Genomic DNA, 16,576 nt, shown 5'->3' with positions numbered 1-16,576 from the left:
TGGTTCAGACGTGTGTCGGCGGTTCTGTGCTGTGGATGCGCAGATGGTTGCCGATGCGGCTGTTGCGGCCGGTCACCAGCTTGTCGATCAGGCCGAGCGGCCGCCAGGCCCAGTAGAGCGCCTTGCCCGGCAGGTTGACCGGATAGATGACGTACTTCTGCTGGTCGCGGATCCAGGTGCGGGTCTGGGTCTCGCGGAACCAGACATAGCCGCCGACGTAGGTCACGAGCGCGACGAGGATCAGGGCCAGGGTCCGGCGGGGCAGGCGCATCACCAGATCGGCTTTCCTTCGCCGGGCAGGCCCAGCCGGCCCCACATCTCGCTGACCTTGTCGACCACCTCAGGGTTCATCGCGATCTTCACGCCCCATTCGCGGTGCGTCTCCGGCGGCAGCTTGTCGGTGGCGTCGAGCCCGATCTTGCTGCCCAGGCCGCTCTCGGGGCTGGCGAAGTCCAGGTAGTCGATCGGGGTGTTCTCGATGACGGTGATGTCGCGGGCCGGGTCCATGCGGGTGCTGAGCGCCCACATGACGTCCTTCCAGTCGCGGGCGTTGATGTCGTCGTCCACGACGATGACCCACTTGGTGTACATGAACTGGCGCAGGTAGCTCCAGACGCCGAGCATGATGCGCTTGGCGTGGCCGGGGTAGGCCTTCTTCATCGACACCACGGCGATGCGGTAGCTGCAGCCCTCGGGCGGCAGCCAGAAGTCGACGATCTCGGGGAACTGCTGGCGGATCAGCGGGATGAACACCTCGTTGAGCGCCTCGCCGAGGATCGAGGGCTCGTCCGGCGGCCGGCCGGTGAAGGTGGTGTGATAGATGGCGTCCTTGCGGTGGGTGATGGCCGAGACCTGGAAGACCGGGAATTTCTCGACGCTGTTGTAGTAGCCGGTGTGGTCGCCGTAGGGCCCTTCATCCTCGAACTCGTCCAGCAGGACATGGCCCTCGATGACGATCTCGGCTTGGGCGGGGACCATCAGGGGCACGGTCTTGGCCGGCACCAGGTCGAGCTTGGCGCCGCGGAGGATGCCGGCGAACTGGTATTCGGAGAGGGTGTCGGGCACCGGCGTCACGGCGGCCAGGATGGTCCCCGGATCAGCTCCGATGACGGCGCAGGCGGGCAGAGGCTCGCGTTTGCCCGCCTTTTTGTGGCGGCCGTAGTGCTGGGCCCCGCCGCGGTGGGCCAGCCAGCGCATGATCGCCCGGTCCTTGCCCAGAACCTGCATGCGGTAGATGCCGAGGTTGTAGTCGTCTTCCTTGCTGTCCGACGGCCCCTTGGTGACGACCAGCGGCCAGGTGATCAGCGGCGCCGGCTCGCCCGGCCAGCAGCCCTGGACGGGGAGCTTGTTCAGGTCGATGGCGTCGCCCTTGAGGACCACCTGCTGCACGGGTGCGGTCTTCACCGTGCGCGGACGCATCGACAGCACCGTGCCGGCCAGCGGCAGCAGGTCGAAGGCGTCCTTCAGGCCGCGCGGCGGGTCCGGCTGGCGCAGGAAGGCCAGCAGTTCGCCGACCTCGCGCAGTTCCTCGCCCGTGGTGCGCGGCTTGCCGCCGAGGGTGACGCCCATGGCCACGCGTTTGACCGTGCCGAACAGGTTGGCGAGGCAGGGCATGTCCGACTTCGTGCCGTCGGCCTTGATGACGTTCTCGAACAGCACCGCCGGGCCGCCGCTTGCCAGCAGCCGGGTGCAGATCTCGGTCATCTCCAGCTCGGTGGAGACGGGCTCGCTGACCCGCACCAGCTCACCGGTCTTTTCCAGGTGGGCGATGAAGTCGCGGAGCGAGCGGTAGGCCATGGAAGGTTCCTTGTCTGGCGTTCGATCTAGCGCTCTTCGCGCACAGGGGAAACGGAGCAGTTCGCATGAGGCTTTCGGGGCACGCCGACGCCGGCATTCCGGCGGCGGCCAATTTCGTGATTGCGATGCATTCTCAGGACGGCTATCTGCGACCCCTTCTCAATTGATGGGGGTGTTCCTCGATGCGCTTCGTTCTGCTGGCTCCGGCCGCCATGGGTCTGGTTCTGACGGCGGGCGCCGCATCGGCCCAGGAGACGGCTGAGGGCGACGTCGACGCCGTGGTTATCACCGGCTCTCAGGTCGAACTGCCCGGCGAATACGAAGGCGGCCAGGTGGCGCGCGGCGGCCGGGTCGGCCTGTTCGGCGCCCTGGACAACATGGACACGCCCTTCTCGGTCACCGCCTACACCGAGAAGCTGGCCCGCGACCAGCTGGCCGACGGGGTCGGCGACATCCTGCAGAACGATCCGGTCGTCCGGGTCGCCAAGGGCTTCGGCAACTTCCAGGAGCTGTACGTCATCCGCGGCTTCCCCGTGTACAGCGACGACATGACCTACAACGGCGTCTACGGCATCCTGCCGCGTCAGTTCGTGGCCGCCGAGTTCCTGGAACGGGTCGAGGTTTTCCACGGCGCCACCGCCTTCCTGAACGGCGCGGCCCCGGGCGGCAGCGGCGTCGGCGGGGCCTTCAACCTGGTGCCCAAGCGCGCGCCGGACGAGGCCCTCAATCGCGTCACCGCCGGCATCGAGACCGGCGGCGCCCTCTACGGGGCCTTCGACGGGGCCCGGCGCTTTGGGCCGGAAGGCGACTTCGGCGTGCGCTTCAACCTGGCTGGCCGCGACGGTGAGACGTCGGTCGAGAACCAGGAGCGCAGCCTGCTGGTCGGCGCGCTCGGCGTCGACTACCGCGGCGACCGCTTCCGCTTCTCGGCCGACGTCGGCCTGCAGGACAACCGCATCGACGCCCCCCGCCCGAGCGTGACGCCCAACAGCACGATCCCGCGCGCGCCGTCCGCCGACGGCAACTTCGCCCAGCCCTGGACCTATACCGACGAGCGCCAGCTGTTCGGCGTCGCCCGCGCCGAGTTCGACGCTACCGACGATCTGTCGCTGTGGGTCGCCGTCGGCGGCCGCAACGGCCGTGAGCGCAACGTCCTGGCCAATCCCAACGCCAATCCGGACGGCAGCCTGACCGCCTACCGTTTCGACAACGCTCGCGAGGACAACATTCTGTCCGCCGACGCCGGCCTGCGCTGGGAGATCGAGACCGGCCCGGTCGGCCACCGTCTGGTCGCCTCGGTGTCGTCGGTGAACCTGGAATCGGCCAACGCCTACGCCTTCTCCAGCTTCTTCACCCCGTTCGCCACCGACCTCTACAACCCGGTCGATGTGCCGGCCCCGGCCGCCACCTTCTTTACCGGTGGCGTGCTGAAGAACCCCAAGGTCACCGAGCGTGTCGAGAACCGCAGCTTCGCCGTGGCCGACATGCTGTCGCTGATGGATGACCGGCTGCTGATCACCGTCGGCGCCCGCTGGCAGGAGATCGACACCACCACCTATGACTACAATACGGGCGCCAGCTTCGGCGGCTACAAGGGCGACACCATCACCCCGGCCGTCGCCGTGCTGTTCAAGCCCTCCGACAAGGTCTCGCTCTACGCCAACTACGCCGAGGCCCTGATCCCCGGCCAGATCGCTCCGGCCACCAGCGGCGGCGTGCCGGTGACCAACGCCGGCGCGGTGCTCGACCCCTTCAAGGGCAAGCAGATCGAGGCCGGCGTGAAGTATGACTCAGGGTCGTTCGGCGGCACGGCCAGCGTCTTCTCCATCACCCTGCCCAGCGCCTTCGTGCAGAACAACCGCTTCGCTGCCAACGGCGAGCAGCGCAACCAGGGCGTCGAACTGACCGTCTTCGGCGAGCCGGCCGAGGGCTTCCGCATTCTCGGCGGCGCCACCTGGATCGACGCCGAGCTGACCAGGACGTCCGGCGGCGCCCTCAACGGCAAGCGCCCGATCGGCGTGCCCGAATGGCAGGTCAACGCCAACCTCGAATACGACCTGCCGATCGAGGGCCTGACCGTTGACGGCCGCGTCGTCTACACCGGCGAGCAGCCGGCCAATGCGACCAACACCGTCAGCCTCGACAGCTGGACCCGCCTCGACCTCGGCGCCCGCTACAGGGTCGCCCTCGGCGGCAAGGACGTCACGTTCCGGGCCCGCATCGAGAACGTCACCGACGAAGCCTACTGGGCCTCCAGCGGCGGCTATCCGGGCGCCAACTACCTGGTGCTGGGCGGGCCGCGCACGGTCAGCCTGTCGGCCTCGGTGGACTTCTAGTCTTGATGAAGCCGGCAACGATCAGGGTCTGGTCACTGGTCCACAAATGGACCAGCCTGATCTGCACCCTGTTCCTGCTGATGCTCTGCCTGACCGGCCTGCCGTTGATCTTCCACCATGAGATCGACGACCTGCTCGGCCATGACCAGTGGAAGCCGGCCAATCCGTCCGGCCCGCTGATGGACTATGACGCGGTCCTCAAGACCGCGCTGGAGCGGCAGCCCGGCCATGTGCCGCTGTTCATGAGCTTTGACGACGACCGGCCGGTGGTGAACGTCACCTCCGGCCCCCGTCCCGACGCCAAGGAGGGTGAAATGGTCTTCGCCCCTATCGACCAGACCAGCGGTGACCTGGTCCCGCCGGTCCCGGGCGGCGGGGTGATGGACTTCATCCTGCAGCTTCACACCGACCTGTTTCTGGGCCTCGGCGGCATGCTGTTCCTGGGGGCCATGGGGGTGCTGTTCACCGCCTCCGTCGTCTCGGGGGTCGTGGTCTATGCGCCCTTCATGCGGCGGCTGGATTTCGGAACGGTACGGGCCAGCCGCTCGCCCAAGATCAGATGGCTCGACTATCACAATGTGCTGGGCATGGTGACGGTGGCCTGGGTGCTGGTCGTCGGCCTGACCGGGGTGATCAACACCTTGGCCACCCCCATCTTCGACACCTGGAAGACGACCCAGCTGGCCGCCTTGACCGCCCCCTACAAGGGCCAGGCGGCGCCGGTGAAGATCGCCTCGGTGCAGCAGGCGGTGAACACCGCCCGAAAGGCCATGCCGGGCATGACGGTGCAGTACGTGGCCTTCCCGGGCGGCGGCTTTTCGACCGACCACCACATGGCGGTCTTCCTGCACGGCAATACGCCGCTGACCAAACACATCACCACCCCGGCCCTGATCGACGCCCGCACCGGCCAGCTGACCGCGGTCAAGGACATGCCGTGGTATGTGAAGACCCTGGCCCTCTCCAAGCCGCTGCATTTCGGCGACTACGGCGGCCTGCCGCTGAAGATCCTCTGGGCTCTGCTCGACCTGATCACCCTCGTGGTGCTGGGCAGCGGCCTTTACCTCTGGCGGGCCTCGGGCCGTCGGCGGGTGGCGGTCGATCCGGCCGAGGCGCGGGCATGAGGCGCGTCCTGAAGATCTTCGGCTGGCCGGTGCTACTGGCCCTGATCACCCTGGTGGGCCTGCTCGGCGCCCTGGTCGGCGATGGGCCCTGGGACTGGCTGTCCTGGCTGTGCCTGGTGGCCCCGATGGGGGTGCTGGCCTGGGTCCTCACGACCCGGCGCGGCTAGCGTTTGGTCGCGGTCAGAATGATCCGCCCGCGCGCTGCTCCCGATTTCAGCGTTTCACCGACCGGCGGACCGATCGGCAGCTCGCCGGTGAACCCGGTCGCATTGTCGGTGATTGCCAGGGTCTCGGGGAAGGTCTGGCCGTCGCGCGAGGCATAGCCGTACGTCACCAGCTTGGCGACGTTGGCCGGGTCGATGCGGAACAGCACCGTATCCAGCAGCACCTTGAAGTCGGGCAGCGTCTTGTCGTCGAAGAAGCCGCCGCCCTTCTTCTGGAAGCGCGGCGCCTCCAGACCCAGCTGGAGGGTGAAGACCATCGGGCCATCGACGTCCTTCTTGGTCTCGGCGCTGAGATCGGCGCGCAGGAACAGCGAGGCGACGACGCTGCGGTTGTCCTTGTCGTCGACGACTTTCACCGAGTTGGGTTTGTCGCGCTGGAACTTGTGGAAGAAGGTGACGGCGGACTCGGTCAGCACCAACCGTTCCTGCAACGGCGCGATGGCGCCGCGTACGCCGCCGACCACGTCCATCAGATAGCTGCCTTCGATGGTGTCGCCGGGCTTCTTGAGTTCCGCGACGATGTCGTCCGGTGGCCGGATGTCGTCGAGCACCACCTCAACGTCGATACGCCAGTCGCCGAACAGGAAGCGGCGCAGGTTCTGGTAGCCCTCCTCGCAATTGACGATGCCGTAGGGGCCGCCATGGGCCCGGCGAACGAAGGCGCGGGGTGAGCCGCGGGTGTAGGCGTTGCGGCACAGCACCAGGCCGTCGCCAGGGCCGCCGGTCGCCCATTTGGAGACGTCGATGTTGTAGTCGCGATAGGCCGTGCCGATCAGGCAGAAGGTGTCGTCGGGCGGGAAGGCGCCGTCCAGGTCGTTCGCCTCCTTTGCCTTGCTGGCGAAGTACTCGCGCATGGCCGAGCGGTTGAAGAAGCCGGTCTGCAACGGATCGAAGTTACCGAAGCTGGGCACGTTCATGCCGCCGACCTCGATGCCGTTGTGCGGCGTCGCATAGGTGAAGAAACGCGAGACGTAGGTTTCGTTCTTGCCGGCCTTCAGCTCGTCGCCCGCCTTGAATTTCTTCCTGTCGGCCTCGCTGGGACGACAGATGCGCTGCAGGTATGTGCGGGCCACCAGCCCGCCCATGGAGTGGGCGACCAGATGGACCTTGAAGGCGGCGCGCGCCTCGGCGCTGTCGCCGCAGAGTTTGTCGCGAATCTTCAGGATCGTACGGCGCAGGCCCAGGGCGTATTCGAACATCGGCAGGCGCTTGCCGCCGCCGAAGGTGGTGTCGACCTCGTCGTAGTAGCGGTGGACCCACAGCGACTTCGCACCGAGCGGCCGGGGCGACTCGAAGCCGTAGAGATTGTCGTTGAAGCTGTCCTCGTAGCCATGGTCCTTGATCAGCCGCATGACCGGCGACTGGAAGAAGATCGGTCGGCGCTGATACTCGCCCCCTGCCTCCCGCGCCCGGGTCGAGCCGGCTTCGAAGCCCTGGTAGACCTGGTTGGCGGCCTCGCGGATGTCGCTGTCGCTCATCGCGAAGCCGCGGATGAAGACGATGGGATAGTAGGGCGCCTTGAACTCGACCATCGCTGACCTCCCGTCCGGTGAGAACGGCGGTATCTGGCGCTCAGGACCCGCTCAGGTCAACTGTGGGCGGCATCGTAGGCTTTGACATCCTCACGTTTCGCCATCTTGCGCCAGCGGCGTTCGAGAAAGCCGCGGGCCTGATCCGGATCGAGGCTGGCCAGCCGGGCCAGGACGATGGGATAGCCGCGATAATGGTCGGTGAAGTGAAAGGTCTCCGGGTCGGCTTCGATCAGCATCTCCCGCTCGTCGAACGGCACCTCCTGCAGCACCACACTGTCGTCCTCCGACCGGATGCGGGTGAAGAACTTGCCGCGCACCTTGAAGCTGGGGACGCCATAGCTGGTCCCGGCCTCGCAGGTGGGGAAGGCGAGCGCAATGGCGGCGAACTCCTCTCGGGTCATGGCGGGTTCCTAGTAGGCGAGCGCGATGCCGTCCTTGCGCATCTCGGTGGCGGCGGCGTAGCGGCCGGGCCAGCGCTGGATGGCCTGGTAACCGCCGAAGCCGCCGTCGCTGGCGCCGATCTTCCAGCCGATCTTCTCGAGGCCGGCGCGGGTGGCGGCGGGGACGCCGCTCTCCAGCCGCAGGATGCCCTGGACGCCCAGCTGCTCGCCGGTCGGCTCCATGCCGCCCTCATGGTGCCAGCGCGGCGAGTCGCCGGCGGCGGTGATGTCGAGGCCGAAGTCGACCATGTTGGAAATGATCTGGGCCTGGCCCTGGGGCTGCATGTCGCCGCCCATGACCCCGAAGCTGAGCCAGGGCTGCCCGTCCTTGACCGCGAAGCCGGGGATGATGGTCTGGAATGGCCGCTTGCCGGGGGCGTAGACGTTGGGGTGGCCGTCGGTCAGGGCGAACAGCTCGCCCCGGTCCTGGAGCATGAAGCCGAGGCCGTCGGGCGACAGGCCGGACCCCATGCCCCGGTAGTTGGACTGGATGATCGAGACCATCATCCCGTCCTTGTCGGCGGTGGTGAAATAGGTGGTGTCGCCCTTGCTCGGCGCCTGGCCCGGATAGATGGGGTCGAGGATGCGGTCGGGGCGGATCAGGGCGGCGCGCTCCTTCGCATAGGCCTTGGAGTTCAGCCATTCGAGCGGGGCCGGCGAGAAGGCCGGGTCGGCGAAAAAGCGGGCGCGGTCCTCATAGGCCAGGCGCTTGGCCTCGACCGCGTGGTGGATGGCGGCGGTGGACTGGAAGCCCATGGCCTTGATGTCGAAGTTCTCCATGATGCTGAGCATCTGCAGGGTGGAGAGGCCCTGGCTGTTGGGGGCGAGCCCGTAGACGTCGATACCGCGATAGCCCGTCATCAACGGCGTGGTCCATTCGGTCTTGTGGGCGGCGAGGTCGGCCTTGGTCATCCAGCCGCCGATGCGCTTGAAGTAGCGCTCGATGCGGTCAGCGATCTCGCCCTCGTAGAAGCTGCGGGCGCCGCCTTTGGCGATCATGTCGTAGGTGTCGGCCAGGGCCGGGTTCCTGAACACCTGGCCTTCGACCGGGGTCTTGCCGTCGATGGTCCAGACCTTGAGGAAGTTCTCGACCTCTTCGATCTTCGAGTCCGGGTTGGTGAAGCGGCGCTGGCTGGCTGCCAGGTAGAAGGCGACGTTCTGGGTGACGGGCGTGCCCTCGCGGGCCATGTGGATGGCCGGGTCGAACAGGTCTTTCCAGGCCAGCTTGCCATAGCGGGCGTGCAGGTCGCCCCAGGCCGCCACCGTGCCGGGCACGCTGACCGAGACGGCGCCGAACGAGGGGATGGTCCCCTTGGCGCCCGCCCGTTCGCGCACCGTGGCCAGCGACAGGCCCCTGGGCGAGCGGCCCGAACCGTTCATCCCGACGACCTTTTTCGTCTTCGGATCCCAGAGCAGCACGAAGCAGTCACCGCCGATGCCACAGGCAATGGGCTCGAGCAGCCCCAGGCAGGCGTTGGCGGCGATGGCCGCGTCGACCGCCGAGCCGCCCTTCCTCAGGATATCGATGGCCGCCAGGGTCGCCAGGGGATGGGCTGTCGCCGCCGCCCCGTTGACCCCCCAGGCCGTCGACCGGCTGGCCCAGGTGGCGCCGGCCACCCGGTCGCCGCCGCGCAGGTCGGTGCGGCCGATCTCCGGGTTGCCGTCCTTGGGCCGGGGAATCTGCGCCAGCGCCGGCCCGGCGGCGAGCGTGGCGGGCAGGGCGGCGAGGAAGGTGCGGCGGCGCATAAGGTCACTCCCGGACAGCTGGGAGTGGGACTATAGGGCGGATCAGCCTTCCGACCAGACCGCCAGTTCGTTGCCGGCCGGGTCGGTGAAATGGAAGCGGCGGCCGCCCGGGAAGCTGAAGATCGGTTTGACGATGGTCCCGCCGGCGGCCGTCACCTTGTCGGCCATCGCCTCCAGGTCGTGGGCGAAGAGCACCGGCAGGGGCTTCTGCGTCTCGGTGTCGGCGTCGAAGCCGCCGTCCAGCCCCTCGTTGAAGGCCGCGTAAGACGGGCCGTAGTCGATGAACTGCCAGCCGAAGGCGTCGGCATAGAAGCTCTTGGTCGCCGGCAGGGCGCCGCCGGGCAGTTCCAGATAATCGAGTTTGCCGTCTTCACGCATGGTCGGGTCTCCAATGTTCCTTATTTGTTCTCAGCCGGCGCAGAGAGTCAACGGCTTCATGGGAACGCCCAGACGCTGGTCCGCTTGACCTCGAAGTCCTCCAGCTCCCGCGTCGTCGGCACCTGGTACTCGGCCAGATGGATCAGGCCCTCGCGCGGGAAGTAGGTGCGCATGGGATCGCCGATCAGCACGGTCTTGCCCTCGGCCCGGGCGGCGGTCAGCCACGCCAGGACCCGGCCCGCCAGCGGCTGCTCGTAGCAGATGTCGCCGGCCAGGATGACGTCGGCGTCCGGCGCGGGGCCGTCCAGCAGGTCGGCGTCGGTGTAGGCGACTTCCACCCCGTTGACGGCCGCGTTGAGGGCCACGGCGGGTCCGCAGAAGCTGTCGACATCGCTGCCCAGGACGCTCAGCGCGCCGGCCCTCATGGCGGCGATGGCGACCAGGCCCGAGCCGGTCGCGAAGTCGATGACACGCTTGCCGGCGACGACGTGCGGATGGTCGAGGACATAGCGGGCGACCGCCTGGCCGCCGGCCCAGGCAAAGGCCCAGAAGGGCGGCGGCAGGCCGATCTCGCTGAGCGCCTCCTCGGTCATCCGCCAGATGGGGGTGATCTCGTCGGCCAGGTGCAGCTGGATCTCCGGGCAATGCGGCGGCGTCTGCAGCCGGGTGTTGCCGAGGATGAAGGCCGTGCGGTCGAGGATCATGGCGGCCCCATAGCAGGCGCCGGCCGGAAATAGGTCCTGATTTGTGCAGCCCCGCCGACCCCGAAATGGGGCTAGGGTCCTTCATCCAACGGATGTGAGGGCAGACACATGGGAACGGACGGTCCAGGGATCTGGAGCATCACGGTCGAGATCTTCAACGCCAGCGGCCAGGACCTGGTGCTCACCCCCGCCAACACCACCCCGCCGATGAGCTGGATCGGCGATCCGCCGGAATGGGGCTCGACCCTCTACGAGAACACCAGCGTCACCATCGGCGCGGTGGTCGACACGCCCGAGCCGGGCGTCACCCTCTATCTTGGCTATCGGAACGGCAATCAGGTCCCGGTGGGAGTTGCGGCCGGGGTCGGGCCGGACACGCAGAACGGCTGTTCGGTCATTCAAGGGTCCGGGGTCGGCGGTCAGGTCACGCAACTGGAGCCAGGCGACCCACAGCACCTGACTTTCGCGGTCCGGTTGGTTGCTGTCTGAGGCCGCCGCGGCCGCTCCGGCGGAAGCGGCGGCCGCCGCCCCGGCGACGCCTTCGGCCGAGTAGGCGTCAGGCGCCCGCCGCGCGGAACCAGGCCGCCACGCTGAACCGTTCGCCCGTTTCGAGGGGCGTCACCTCATGGGTGGTTTCAGCGCGGAAGGCGATGGCTCCCCCGGCGGCGACCTCGGCGACCTGACGACTGGGCCCGTGGAAGACCAGCCGGCCGCCGGTCCAGTCGCCCAGTGCGCTGAGCAGCAGGCTGAGCGAGACGCGGCGGTGGCGGGTGTCGTCATGGATCAGCGGGGTGTTGCCGTCCTGGTGAGCGACGAAATAGTCGCCGGGGGCGTAGCGTAGAACCTGCAGGGGTTCGAGTTCGCCGAGCGGACGGTCGAACATGGCCTCGAGCCGGGGGCGCACCGCCAGCAACCGCTCGCGCAGCAGGGCGTCGATATCGGCCGCGACGGTCAGCCGCGCCGAACGCCGGGCCAGGTTGACCACCGGCCGTTCGGCGATCCCCGACACGGTCGAGGCCTCCGCTTTCGCCCCGGCCAGGCCCCGGCGGACGGTGGCGAGGTCATCAGGGCCAAGGAGACCCGGCAGCAGCTGGAAGAGGGCGTCGGTCATGCATGGTCGCCATAGCCGCTTCATGGCAAATTAACCATGCGGACCGAGAGCATGGCGTATCCATGGAGACGGAACCACCGGCATGACCCTGGCTCAGCCTGTCCCGGCCGGGACGACCCTGGTCGATGACTTCGCCACGGCCGGCGTCCACCTGTTCGGCGACGTGCTCGATCCCGCCGCCTGCGCGACCCTGCTGGCCGAACTGAAGGCCGGGCGGGACTGGGGCGAGGGCCTGTTCCTGACCGAAGAGGAATTCGACGCCGATCCGCAGTACCGGGGCGTCAACCCCCGGCCGGGCCGCAACCTGCTGGAAGGCTATGAGGCGCGGCTGAAGCTGGTCGAGGCCAATCCGGCCATCGTCGCCGGCCTGACCGCCCTTCTTGGCGAGGACTATCGGCTGATGGACCGCAAGGTGGTCTGCGGCGTGCCGGCTAGCGTCATCCCGGCCTGGCTGAAGCGGCGGATCGCCGGCAACCCGGTCAACAACCTGGGGGCCTTCGTGAAGCCCCGGTATCGGGACGTCACCTACTTCTACGGCATCGACTTCCACCAGGACCTGATCGACTACAAGGATCGCGAAGCCGACTTCGTCACCCTCTACATCTATCTGGCGCCGGTCACCCGGGCCGACGCGCCACTGTTCCTGCTGGAAGGCAGTCACCGGCTGGGCGCCTCGGTGTTTCCCCATGATCTGGTCCAGCAGGGCGAGACCTGGCGCTACCGGAACGAGGGCGGCGAGACCCTGTGCCAGCAGCGGGTTCTGACCGGCGGGACCGGCTATGCCGCCATGTGGCACGCCTGCACCTTGCATGGCACCCAGCCGGACGAGGCCGACCACGAGCGGATCTCGCTGCGGTACCTGCTGACGCGCGGGCCGGCGGCGGAAGCGGGGATCGACCGGGTCAACGCCGCGCTCGAGGGGCCGTTGGCCCTCGACGCCACCCGCATCGATCTGGACGCCGCCGGCGCGGCGCGGATCAAGGCCAACAGCGTCAACCAGGCCTGATGGAGCCGCTGCGGGTCCATCGCGGCCTGATGCCGCCGGCCCTCATCGCCGAGGCCGTCGGCACCCTGCGCGACATGCTGTGCCCCGAAGGGCCGGGGGCGGCGGACCTCGACGCCCTGGTCGACCGGGTGCGGGCCGAGGACCGGGCCCGACTGGGGGCGGTCTATGACGCCTTCCGCGAGACCCTGATCTTCCAGCAACTGATCGCCGCCCCGCCGCTGGTCGAGGCGGCCCGGGCGATGGTCGGGGCGGCGCGGGTGCATGCGCCGTTCCAGCATGCGGTGTTCCGCATGGACCTGGCCGGCGAGGCCTGGCGCGGTTTCCAGTGGCACCAGGACGCGCCCTACAACGTCTTGTCCGACGCTTACGTCACCGCATGGCTGCCGCTGACCGACAGCGGCAGGGCCAATGGCTCCATCGAGGCGGCGGCGGCGATGTCGCACCGGCTGTGGCCGGTGGACATCCGCTACAAACGCGATGGCGAGGGCCGGCGCCTGGCCACCCGCGACGCCTTCATCGCCGAAGACCTGCAGCCGGGCTTCGAAGCGGCGGCCGAGACGCTGGAGCTGGCCGCCGGCGATGTCGCCCTGTTCCACAACCGGCTGGTCCACCGGTCCGGTTTCAACCCCGGCCCGCGCCACCGCTATTCCGTCCAGGTCCGCTTCGGCGACCTGCTGGCCCCCGAGATGCTGGCCCGAGGCTGGCGCAACCGGCGGGTCGACGGCTTCGAGACCTTCAAGACCCTGCACCCCGACCTGATCGCTTCCGAGGAAACGCCATGACCACCGCCCCCAAGATTCAGGCCGACGAGACCCTGCGGTCCCTGCTCAAGGGCCACCTCGACGATCACGACCTGATCGCCAACCTGGGCAGCTTCGCCCGGCGCATGCACTTCATGAAGGCCTTCGCCCACTATGAGGTGTTCAAGCTGATCCAGGACCTGCCGGGCGATATCGTCGAGTGCGGCGTCTACAAGGGCAGTTCCCTGCTCAGCTTCGCCCGGTTCCTGGAGACCTTCTGTCCCGGCGACCGCACCCGCAAGGTGCTGGGCTTTGACCACTTCCGGGGCCTGGCCGACCGCACCGAGAAGGACGGCCTGGACGACCGGGTGGGCAATACCGCCGAGGGCTGGAACCCCGGCGCCTTCCGCGACACCCTGTTTGCCCTGGTCGACGCCTTCAACGCCGACGCCTTCGTGCAGGTGCGGCCGCGGATCGAGCTGGTCGACGGGGATGTCTGCCAGACGGCCGGTCAGTATGTGGCCGAGAACCCGGGCACGCGCATCAGCCTGCTGCACCTGGACATGGACCTCTACGAGCCGACCCTGGCGGCGCTGAAGGCCTTCTGGCCGCGCATCCTTACCGGTGGGGTGGTGCTGTTCGACGAGTTCGCCATCCGCGAATGGCCGGGCGAGACCGAGGCGGTCGAGGAGTTCTTCGACGGCAAGCCGCCGCGCATCGTCAAATTCCCCTGGGCGTCGGCCCCCGGGGGGTACTTCGTGAAGGCCTAGGCTGGACGCCGGCCGGCCCGCGCCGTCGCCACCGTCGCCGCCAGCAGGCCGAAGGCGAGGGGCAGCAGGTTCTGGGCGTAGTCGGGCGCGAGCATCTTGATCAGCTTGGATATGGGTGCGTTGGAGTTGATCATCTGCGGGCTGACGAAGGCGATGACCGTGGCCAGCAGGCCAAGCCCGGCCACCAGCATCGCCATGCTGTGCAACTGGCGGGTAGCGTTCTCCGGGCGTCTGAAGGGCAGAACCGACCGGACGGTCACGGCCAGCGACAGCAGGATGACGACCTTATCGATCACGTCGGAGTAGATGAACAGCCAGGGCACGTCCCAGCCGAGCTCGCCGTAGGCTGCGAGGCCGATGACGGCGGCGAAGGCCACCAGCGTCGCGGCGCCGAGCGCCAGAGGAAGACGCCTCATGGACGGGCGGGCCTAGGCTTCGGCGGGCCGCTTGCCGGCCCGCACCGCCGCGATGGTCAGCGTCAGCAACCCGAGCGTCACGGGCAGCAGGCCCTCGGCCAGGCCCGGGGCGATGACCCGCAGGTTGGTGGTCCCGGTCATCTGGATGGCCCGCATGATCATGGAGGCATTGAACAGGGTCCCGAGCAGGCCGAGCCCGAGGGCCAGCCACCCGACGATCATCAGCAGCTCACCTCGGCGGCCTTTCGGCAGGAAGAGGGCTCCGGCCAGCATCAGCATCACCAACATGTCGACCATCTTGGTGATGAGCTCGGCGTCGACGAACACATAGAGCAAGGTTGTGATCGGCATGGTGGAGTAGAGCCAAAGGCCGATGATGGCGGCGAAGCCGGTCAGGGTCAGGACGCCGAGCGCCAGAGGAAGTGGTTTCATGTCGGCCCCCCGCCGTTATGCGACGGGTTGACCATAGCGGGTAGTGGTCAACTGGCAATCACCGCGTGTGATCCGCCGACAGGTCAGCGGCGTAAGGACCTGTCCTGACCCCTCACTTCCGGAAGTTCGCCGTGCGCCGCGCCCTGATCGTTTCCTGTTTCAGCCTGTTCATCGGGACCGGCATCCTGCTGTGGATGCCGCCCCGGGTTCAGGCGGCCGACCTTTTGGCCCTGGCCCCGCTGTAGCGGAACTCCGGCGCGTCGAGGTCGATTTTCGGCAGGTCGTCCTTCTCCCGCCAGTAGTCCTGGGTGTGGCGCCATTCCGGCCGGTCGCCGGCCTTGGGCAGCAAATGCATGCCGCGCATCAGATAGCCGGGGTTGAAGTTCTCCGGGTCGATCCAGGGCAGCAGCTTCATCCCCTCGTCCTCTGGGCGAAGAACCGGCTCGACGCGGCTGACGCCCTTGGCCTTCATGTGGTTCAGAAGGCGGGTGACGAAGTCGCCCAGCAGGTCGGCCCTCAGGGTCCAGCTGGCGCGGAAATAGCCCATGACCCAGACCATGTTCGGCACGCCGGTGAACATCATCCCGCGATAGGTCACCGTCTCGGCGAAATCGACCGGCTTGCCGTCGACCCAGAAGGCGATGTCGCCCATGACGTTGAGGTCGAAGCCGGTGGCGGTGATGATCACATCGGCCTCCAGCGTCTCGCCGGATTTCAGCAGAATGCCCTTCTCGACGAAGCGGTCGATATGGTCGGTGACGACGCTGGCCTTGCCCTTGTTGACCGCCTGGAAGATGTCGCCATCGGGGACGAAGGCGATGCGCTGGCGCCAGGGGCGGTAGCTGGGCGTGAAGTGCTTTTCGACCACGTCCGGCGGCAGGAACATCGACACTCCGGCCAGCAGTTCGGCCTTCACCGTTTCCGGCTCGGCGATCGCGCGCTGGGTGAAGGCGTCCTGGTCGAACAGGCGCTTGCGGCGGACGAGTTCATGGGTCCAGTCGTCGGGCGCCTGGATCTGGCGCAGGATGTCGGCCAGGTCGTCGGCGTTGCGCCCCGGGATGAAGTAGGTCGGCGAGCGCTGCAGCAGCGTCACATGCTCCACCTCGTCGGCGATGTTGGGCACCAGGGTGGCGGCCGTGGCGCCGCTGCCGATGACCACGACCTTCTTGCCCTTGAGGTCGATATCGTCGGTCCAGGTCTGGGGATGGACGATGCGGCCCTTGAAGTCGGCCATGCCGGGCCATTCAGGGGTGTAGCCCTTCGAATGGCGATAGTAGCCCTGGCACATCCAGAGGAAGTTGGCGGTCAGCTTGACGCGCTTGCCGTCGGCGACGGCCTCGATGGTCCAGACATTGTCCTCGCTGGACCAGTCGGCGCGCTCGATGCGGTGCCCAAAGCGGATATGGCGGGCCAGATCGTTCTCTTCGATCACCTCGCCCATGTAGGTCAGGATCTCTTCGGCCGTGGCGATCGGCGGGCCGACCCAGGGCTTGAAGCGGTAGCCGAAGGTGAAGAGGTCGCTGTCCGAGCGGATGCCCGGATATTTGTGGGTCAGCCAGGTGCCGCCGAAGCTTTCCAGAGTCTCCAGGATGACAAAGCTGCGGTCCGGCGCCTGCTGCTGCATGTGGTAGCCGGCGCCGATGCCGGAAATGCCGGCGCCGACGATCAGGACGTCGAAATGCTGGGTGGTCATGCACAGCTCCCTGCTGACCGTCGTAGCGGCCTTGGCGCGACTGTAGGTCCGGTCCGCGCGTCCCGCATTTGATCAGGATCAAGCCAGGTGAACAACGATCAGGAATATTTTTTGCGACGGCCGGCGC

Annotated in this window: 18 protein-coding genes; 7 read left to right on the top strand and 11 right to left on the bottom strand. The window is 67.8% G+C overall.

Annotation, left to right across the window (positions count from 1 at the left end; genetic code table 11):
• Nucleotides 1–4 precede the first annotated feature (4 nt).
• Nucleotides 5–271: a hypothetical protein gene (locus AC2YG9_RS03095; RefSeq protein ID WP_487296452.1), complete on the bottom strand. Its 267-nt coding sequence runs from the start codon at nt 269–271 to the stop codon at nt 5–7.
• Nucleotides 271–1,797 carry a UbiD family decarboxylase gene (locus AC2YG9_RS03090; RefSeq protein ID WP_487296451.1) on the bottom strand — a complete coding sequence of 509 codons (1,527 nt, stop codon included), beginning with the start codon at nt 1,795–1,797 and terminating at the stop codon, nt 271–273. The genes AC2YG9_RS03095 and AC2YG9_RS03090 overlap by 1 nt, the downstream gene beginning before the upstream one ends.
• Before the next feature lie 182 nt (nt 1,798–1,979).
• On the opposite strand from AC2YG9_RS03090, the gene AC2YG9_RS03085 reads away from it, so the two are divergent.
• The 3 genes from AC2YG9_RS03085 to AC2YG9_RS03075 are packed head-to-tail and all read left to right on the top strand — an operon-like array spanning nt 1,980 to nt 5,424.
• Nucleotides 1,980–4,133, top strand: a complete 2,154-nt coding sequence (locus AC2YG9_RS03085) for a TonB-dependent receptor (protein WP_487296450.1) — start codon at nt 1,980–1,982, stop codon at nt 4,131–4,133.
• A gap of 5 nt (nt 4,134–4,138) precedes the next feature.
• Nucleotides 4,139–5,257 (top strand): PepSY-associated TM helix domain-containing protein, encoded by a 1,119-nt coding sequence (locus AC2YG9_RS03080; RefSeq protein WP_487296449.1) that lies wholly within the window; start codon nt 4,139–4,141, stop codon nt 5,255–5,257.
• Nucleotides 5,254–5,424, top strand: a complete 171-nt coding sequence (locus tag AC2YG9_RS03075) for a hypothetical protein (RefSeq protein WP_487296448.1) — start codon at nt 5,254–5,256, stop codon at nt 5,422–5,424. Before AC2YG9_RS03080 ends, AC2YG9_RS03075 begins: the two co-directional genes overlap by 4 nt.
• Here the strand turns inward: AC2YG9_RS03075 and AC2YG9_RS03070 are convergent.
• Genes AC2YG9_RS03070 through AC2YG9_RS03050 form a run of 5 tightly spaced genes read right to left on the bottom strand, consistent with a single transcriptional unit; the run spans nt 5,421 to nt 10,281 of the window.
• The gene (locus tag AC2YG9_RS03070; RefSeq protein WP_487296447.1) at nt 5,421–7,013 is read right to left on the bottom strand and encodes an esterase/lipase family protein; all 1,593 of its coding nucleotides are present in this window, start codon (nt 7,011–7,013) and stop codon (nt 5,421–5,423) included. The two genes, AC2YG9_RS03075 and AC2YG9_RS03070, sit on opposite strands and share 4 nt — an antisense overlap.
• A 56-nt stretch (nt 7,014–7,069) precedes the next feature.
• Nucleotides 7,070–7,414 carry an MmcQ/YjbR family DNA-binding protein gene (locus tag AC2YG9_RS03065; protein ID WP_487296446.1) on the bottom strand — a complete coding sequence of 115 codons (345 nt, stop codon included), beginning with the start codon at nt 7,412–7,414 and terminating at the stop codon, nt 7,070–7,072.
• Nucleotides 7,415–7,423: 9 nt separating this feature from the next.
• Entirely contained in the window at nt 7,424–9,199 is a 1,776-nt protein-coding gene (gene ggt, locus AC2YG9_RS03060; protein WP_487296445.1) for a gamma-glutamyltransferase, read from the bottom strand.
• A gap of 42 nt (nt 9,200–9,241) precedes the next feature.
• Nucleotides 9,242–9,577 (bottom strand): VOC family protein, encoded by a 336-nt coding sequence (locus AC2YG9_RS03055; protein WP_487296444.1) that lies wholly within the window; start codon nt 9,575–9,577, stop codon nt 9,242–9,244.
• A gap of 56 nt (nt 9,578–9,633) precedes the next feature.
• A complete protein-coding gene (locus AC2YG9_RS03050; RefSeq protein WP_487296443.1) occupies nt 9,634–10,281 on the bottom strand; it encodes a class I SAM-dependent methyltransferase in 648 nt (215 codons plus the stop codon).
• 108 nt (nt 10,282–10,389) lie between these two features.
• On the opposite strand from AC2YG9_RS03050, the gene AC2YG9_RS03045 reads away from it, so the two are divergent.
• Entirely contained in the window at nt 10,390–10,770 is a 381-nt protein-coding gene (locus AC2YG9_RS03045; protein WP_487296442.1) for a hypothetical protein, read from the top strand.
• A 67-nt stretch (nt 10,771–10,837) separates the two neighbouring features.
• Here AC2YG9_RS03045 and AC2YG9_RS03040 read toward each other — a convergent pair whose 3' ends face one another.
• On the bottom strand, nt 10,838–11,392 hold the full coding sequence (locus tag AC2YG9_RS03040) for a 2OG-Fe(II) oxygenase (RefSeq protein ID WP_487296441.1): 555 nt from the start codon (nt 11,390–11,392) through the stop codon (nt 10,838–10,840).
• An 82-nt stretch (nt 11,393–11,474) separates the two neighbouring features.
• Here AC2YG9_RS03040 and AC2YG9_RS03035 point away from each other — a divergent pair, with 82 nt between their 5' ends.
• From AC2YG9_RS03035 to AC2YG9_RS03025, 3 genes are read left to right on the top strand one after another with little or no spacing between them, the layout of a single operon-like run.
• The gene (locus AC2YG9_RS03035) at nt 11,475–12,398 is read left to right on the top strand and encodes a phytanoyl-CoA dioxygenase family protein (protein WP_487296440.1); all 924 of its coding nucleotides are present in this window, start codon (nt 11,475–11,477) and stop codon (nt 12,396–12,398) included.
• Nucleotides 12,398–13,180 (top strand): phytanoyl-CoA dioxygenase family protein, encoded by a 783-nt coding sequence (locus tag AC2YG9_RS03030; RefSeq protein WP_487296439.1) that lies wholly within the window; start codon nt 12,398–12,400, stop codon nt 13,178–13,180. Before AC2YG9_RS03035 ends, AC2YG9_RS03030 begins: the two co-directional genes overlap by 1 nt.
• The gene (locus AC2YG9_RS03025; protein WP_487296438.1) at nt 13,177–13,908 is read left to right on the top strand and encodes a TylF/MycF/NovP-related O-methyltransferase; all 732 of its coding nucleotides are present in this window, start codon (nt 13,177–13,179) and stop codon (nt 13,906–13,908) included. The genes AC2YG9_RS03030 and AC2YG9_RS03025 overlap by 4 nt, the downstream gene beginning before the upstream one ends.
• On the opposite strand, the gene AC2YG9_RS03020 is transcribed toward AC2YG9_RS03025, so the two are convergent.
• The 3 genes from AC2YG9_RS03020 to AC2YG9_RS03010 all read right to left on the bottom strand — a co-directional run bounded on the left by AC2YG9_RS03020 (nt 13,905) and on the right by AC2YG9_RS03010 (nt 16,449).
• On the bottom strand, nt 13,905–14,324 hold the full coding sequence (locus tag AC2YG9_RS03020) for a hypothetical protein (RefSeq protein ID WP_487296437.1): 420 nt from the start codon (nt 14,322–14,324) through the stop codon (nt 13,905–13,907). The two genes, AC2YG9_RS03025 and AC2YG9_RS03020, sit on opposite strands and share 4 nt — an antisense overlap.
• 12 nt (nt 14,325–14,336) lie before the next feature.
• Nucleotides 14,337–14,756 carry a MotA/TolQ/ExbB proton channel family protein gene (locus AC2YG9_RS03015; RefSeq protein WP_487296436.1) on the bottom strand — a complete coding sequence of 140 codons (420 nt, stop codon included), beginning with the start codon at nt 14,754–14,756 and terminating at the stop codon, nt 14,337–14,339.
• 208 nt (nt 14,757–14,964) lie between these two features.
• Nucleotides 14,965–16,449 carry a flavin-containing monooxygenase gene (locus tag AC2YG9_RS03010; protein WP_487296435.1) on the bottom strand — a complete coding sequence of 495 codons (1,485 nt, stop codon included), beginning with the start codon at nt 16,447–16,449 and terminating at the stop codon, nt 14,965–14,967.
• Between the last annotated feature and the right edge of the window lie 127 nt (nt 16,450–16,576).

The sequence above is a fragment of the Caulobacter sp. SRI_014 genome (assembly GCF_057586315.1).
The sequence above is the reverse complement of the archived record's forward strand: the minus strand, read 5'-3'. Positions and strand labels throughout refer to the sequence as shown.

Excerpts from the sequence above, each read along its gene's own strand:
- AC2YG9_RS03095 (WP_487296452.1), bottom strand. The coding sequence starts at position 271 with ATGCGCCTGCCCCGCCGGACCCTGGCCCTGATCCTCGTCGCGCTCGTG.
- AC2YG9_RS03090 (WP_487296451.1), bottom strand. The coding sequence starts at position 1,797 with ATGGCCTACCGCTCGCTCCGCGACTTCATCGCCCACCTGGAAAAGACC.
- AC2YG9_RS03085 (WP_487296450.1), top strand. The coding sequence starts at position 1,980 with ATGCGCTTCGTTCTGCTGGCTCCGGCCGCCATGGGTCTGGTTCTGACG.
- AC2YG9_RS03080 (WP_487296449.1), top strand. The coding sequence starts at position 4,139 with ATGAAGCCGGCAACGATCAGGGTCTGGTCACTGGTCCACAAATGGACC.
- AC2YG9_RS03075 (WP_487296448.1), top strand. The coding sequence starts at position 5,254 with ATGAGGCGCGTCCTGAAGATCTTCGGCTGGCCGGTGCTACTGGCCCTG.
- AC2YG9_RS03070 (WP_487296447.1), bottom strand. The coding sequence starts at position 7,013 with ATGGTCGAGTTCAAGGCGCCCTACTATCCCATCGTCTTCATCCGCGGC.
- AC2YG9_RS03065 (WP_487296446.1), bottom strand. The coding sequence starts at position 7,414 with ATGACCCGAGAGGAGTTCGCCGCCATTGCGCTCGCCTTCCCCACCTGC.
- ggt (WP_487296445.1), bottom strand. The coding sequence starts at position 9,199 with ATGCGCCGCCGCACCTTCCTCGCCGCCCTGCCCGCCACGCTCGCCGCC.
- AC2YG9_RS03055 (WP_487296444.1), bottom strand. The coding sequence starts at position 9,577 with ATGCGTGAAGACGGCAAACTCGATTATCTGGAACTGCCCGGCGGCGCC.
- AC2YG9_RS03050 (WP_487296443.1), bottom strand. The coding sequence starts at position 10,281 with ATGATCCTCGACCGCACGGCCTTCATCCTCGGCAACACCCGGCTGCAG.
- AC2YG9_RS03045 (WP_487296442.1), top strand. The coding sequence starts at position 10,390 with ATGGGAACGGACGGTCCAGGGATCTGGAGCATCACGGTCGAGATCTTC.
- AC2YG9_RS03040 (WP_487296441.1), bottom strand. The coding sequence starts at position 11,392 with ATGACCGACGCCCTCTTCCAGCTGCTGCCGGGTCTCCTTGGCCCTGAT.
- AC2YG9_RS03035 (WP_487296440.1), top strand. The coding sequence starts at position 11,475 with ATGACCCTGGCTCAGCCTGTCCCGGCCGGGACGACCCTGGTCGATGAC.
- AC2YG9_RS03030 (WP_487296439.1), top strand. The coding sequence starts at position 12,398 with ATGGAGCCGCTGCGGGTCCATCGCGGCCTGATGCCGCCGGCCCTCATC.
- AC2YG9_RS03025 (WP_487296438.1), top strand. The coding sequence starts at position 13,177 with ATGACCACCGCCCCCAAGATTCAGGCCGACGAGACCCTGCGGTCCCTG.
- AC2YG9_RS03020 (WP_487296437.1), bottom strand. The coding sequence starts at position 14,324 with ATGAGGCGTCTTCCTCTGGCGCTCGGCGCCGCGACGCTGGTGGCCTTC.
- AC2YG9_RS03015 (WP_487296436.1), bottom strand. The coding sequence starts at position 14,756 with ATGAAACCACTTCCTCTGGCGCTCGGCGTCCTGACCCTGACCGGCTTC.
- AC2YG9_RS03010 (WP_487296435.1), bottom strand. The coding sequence starts at position 16,449 with ATGACCACCCAGCATTTCGACGTCCTGATCGTCGGCGCCGGCATTTCC.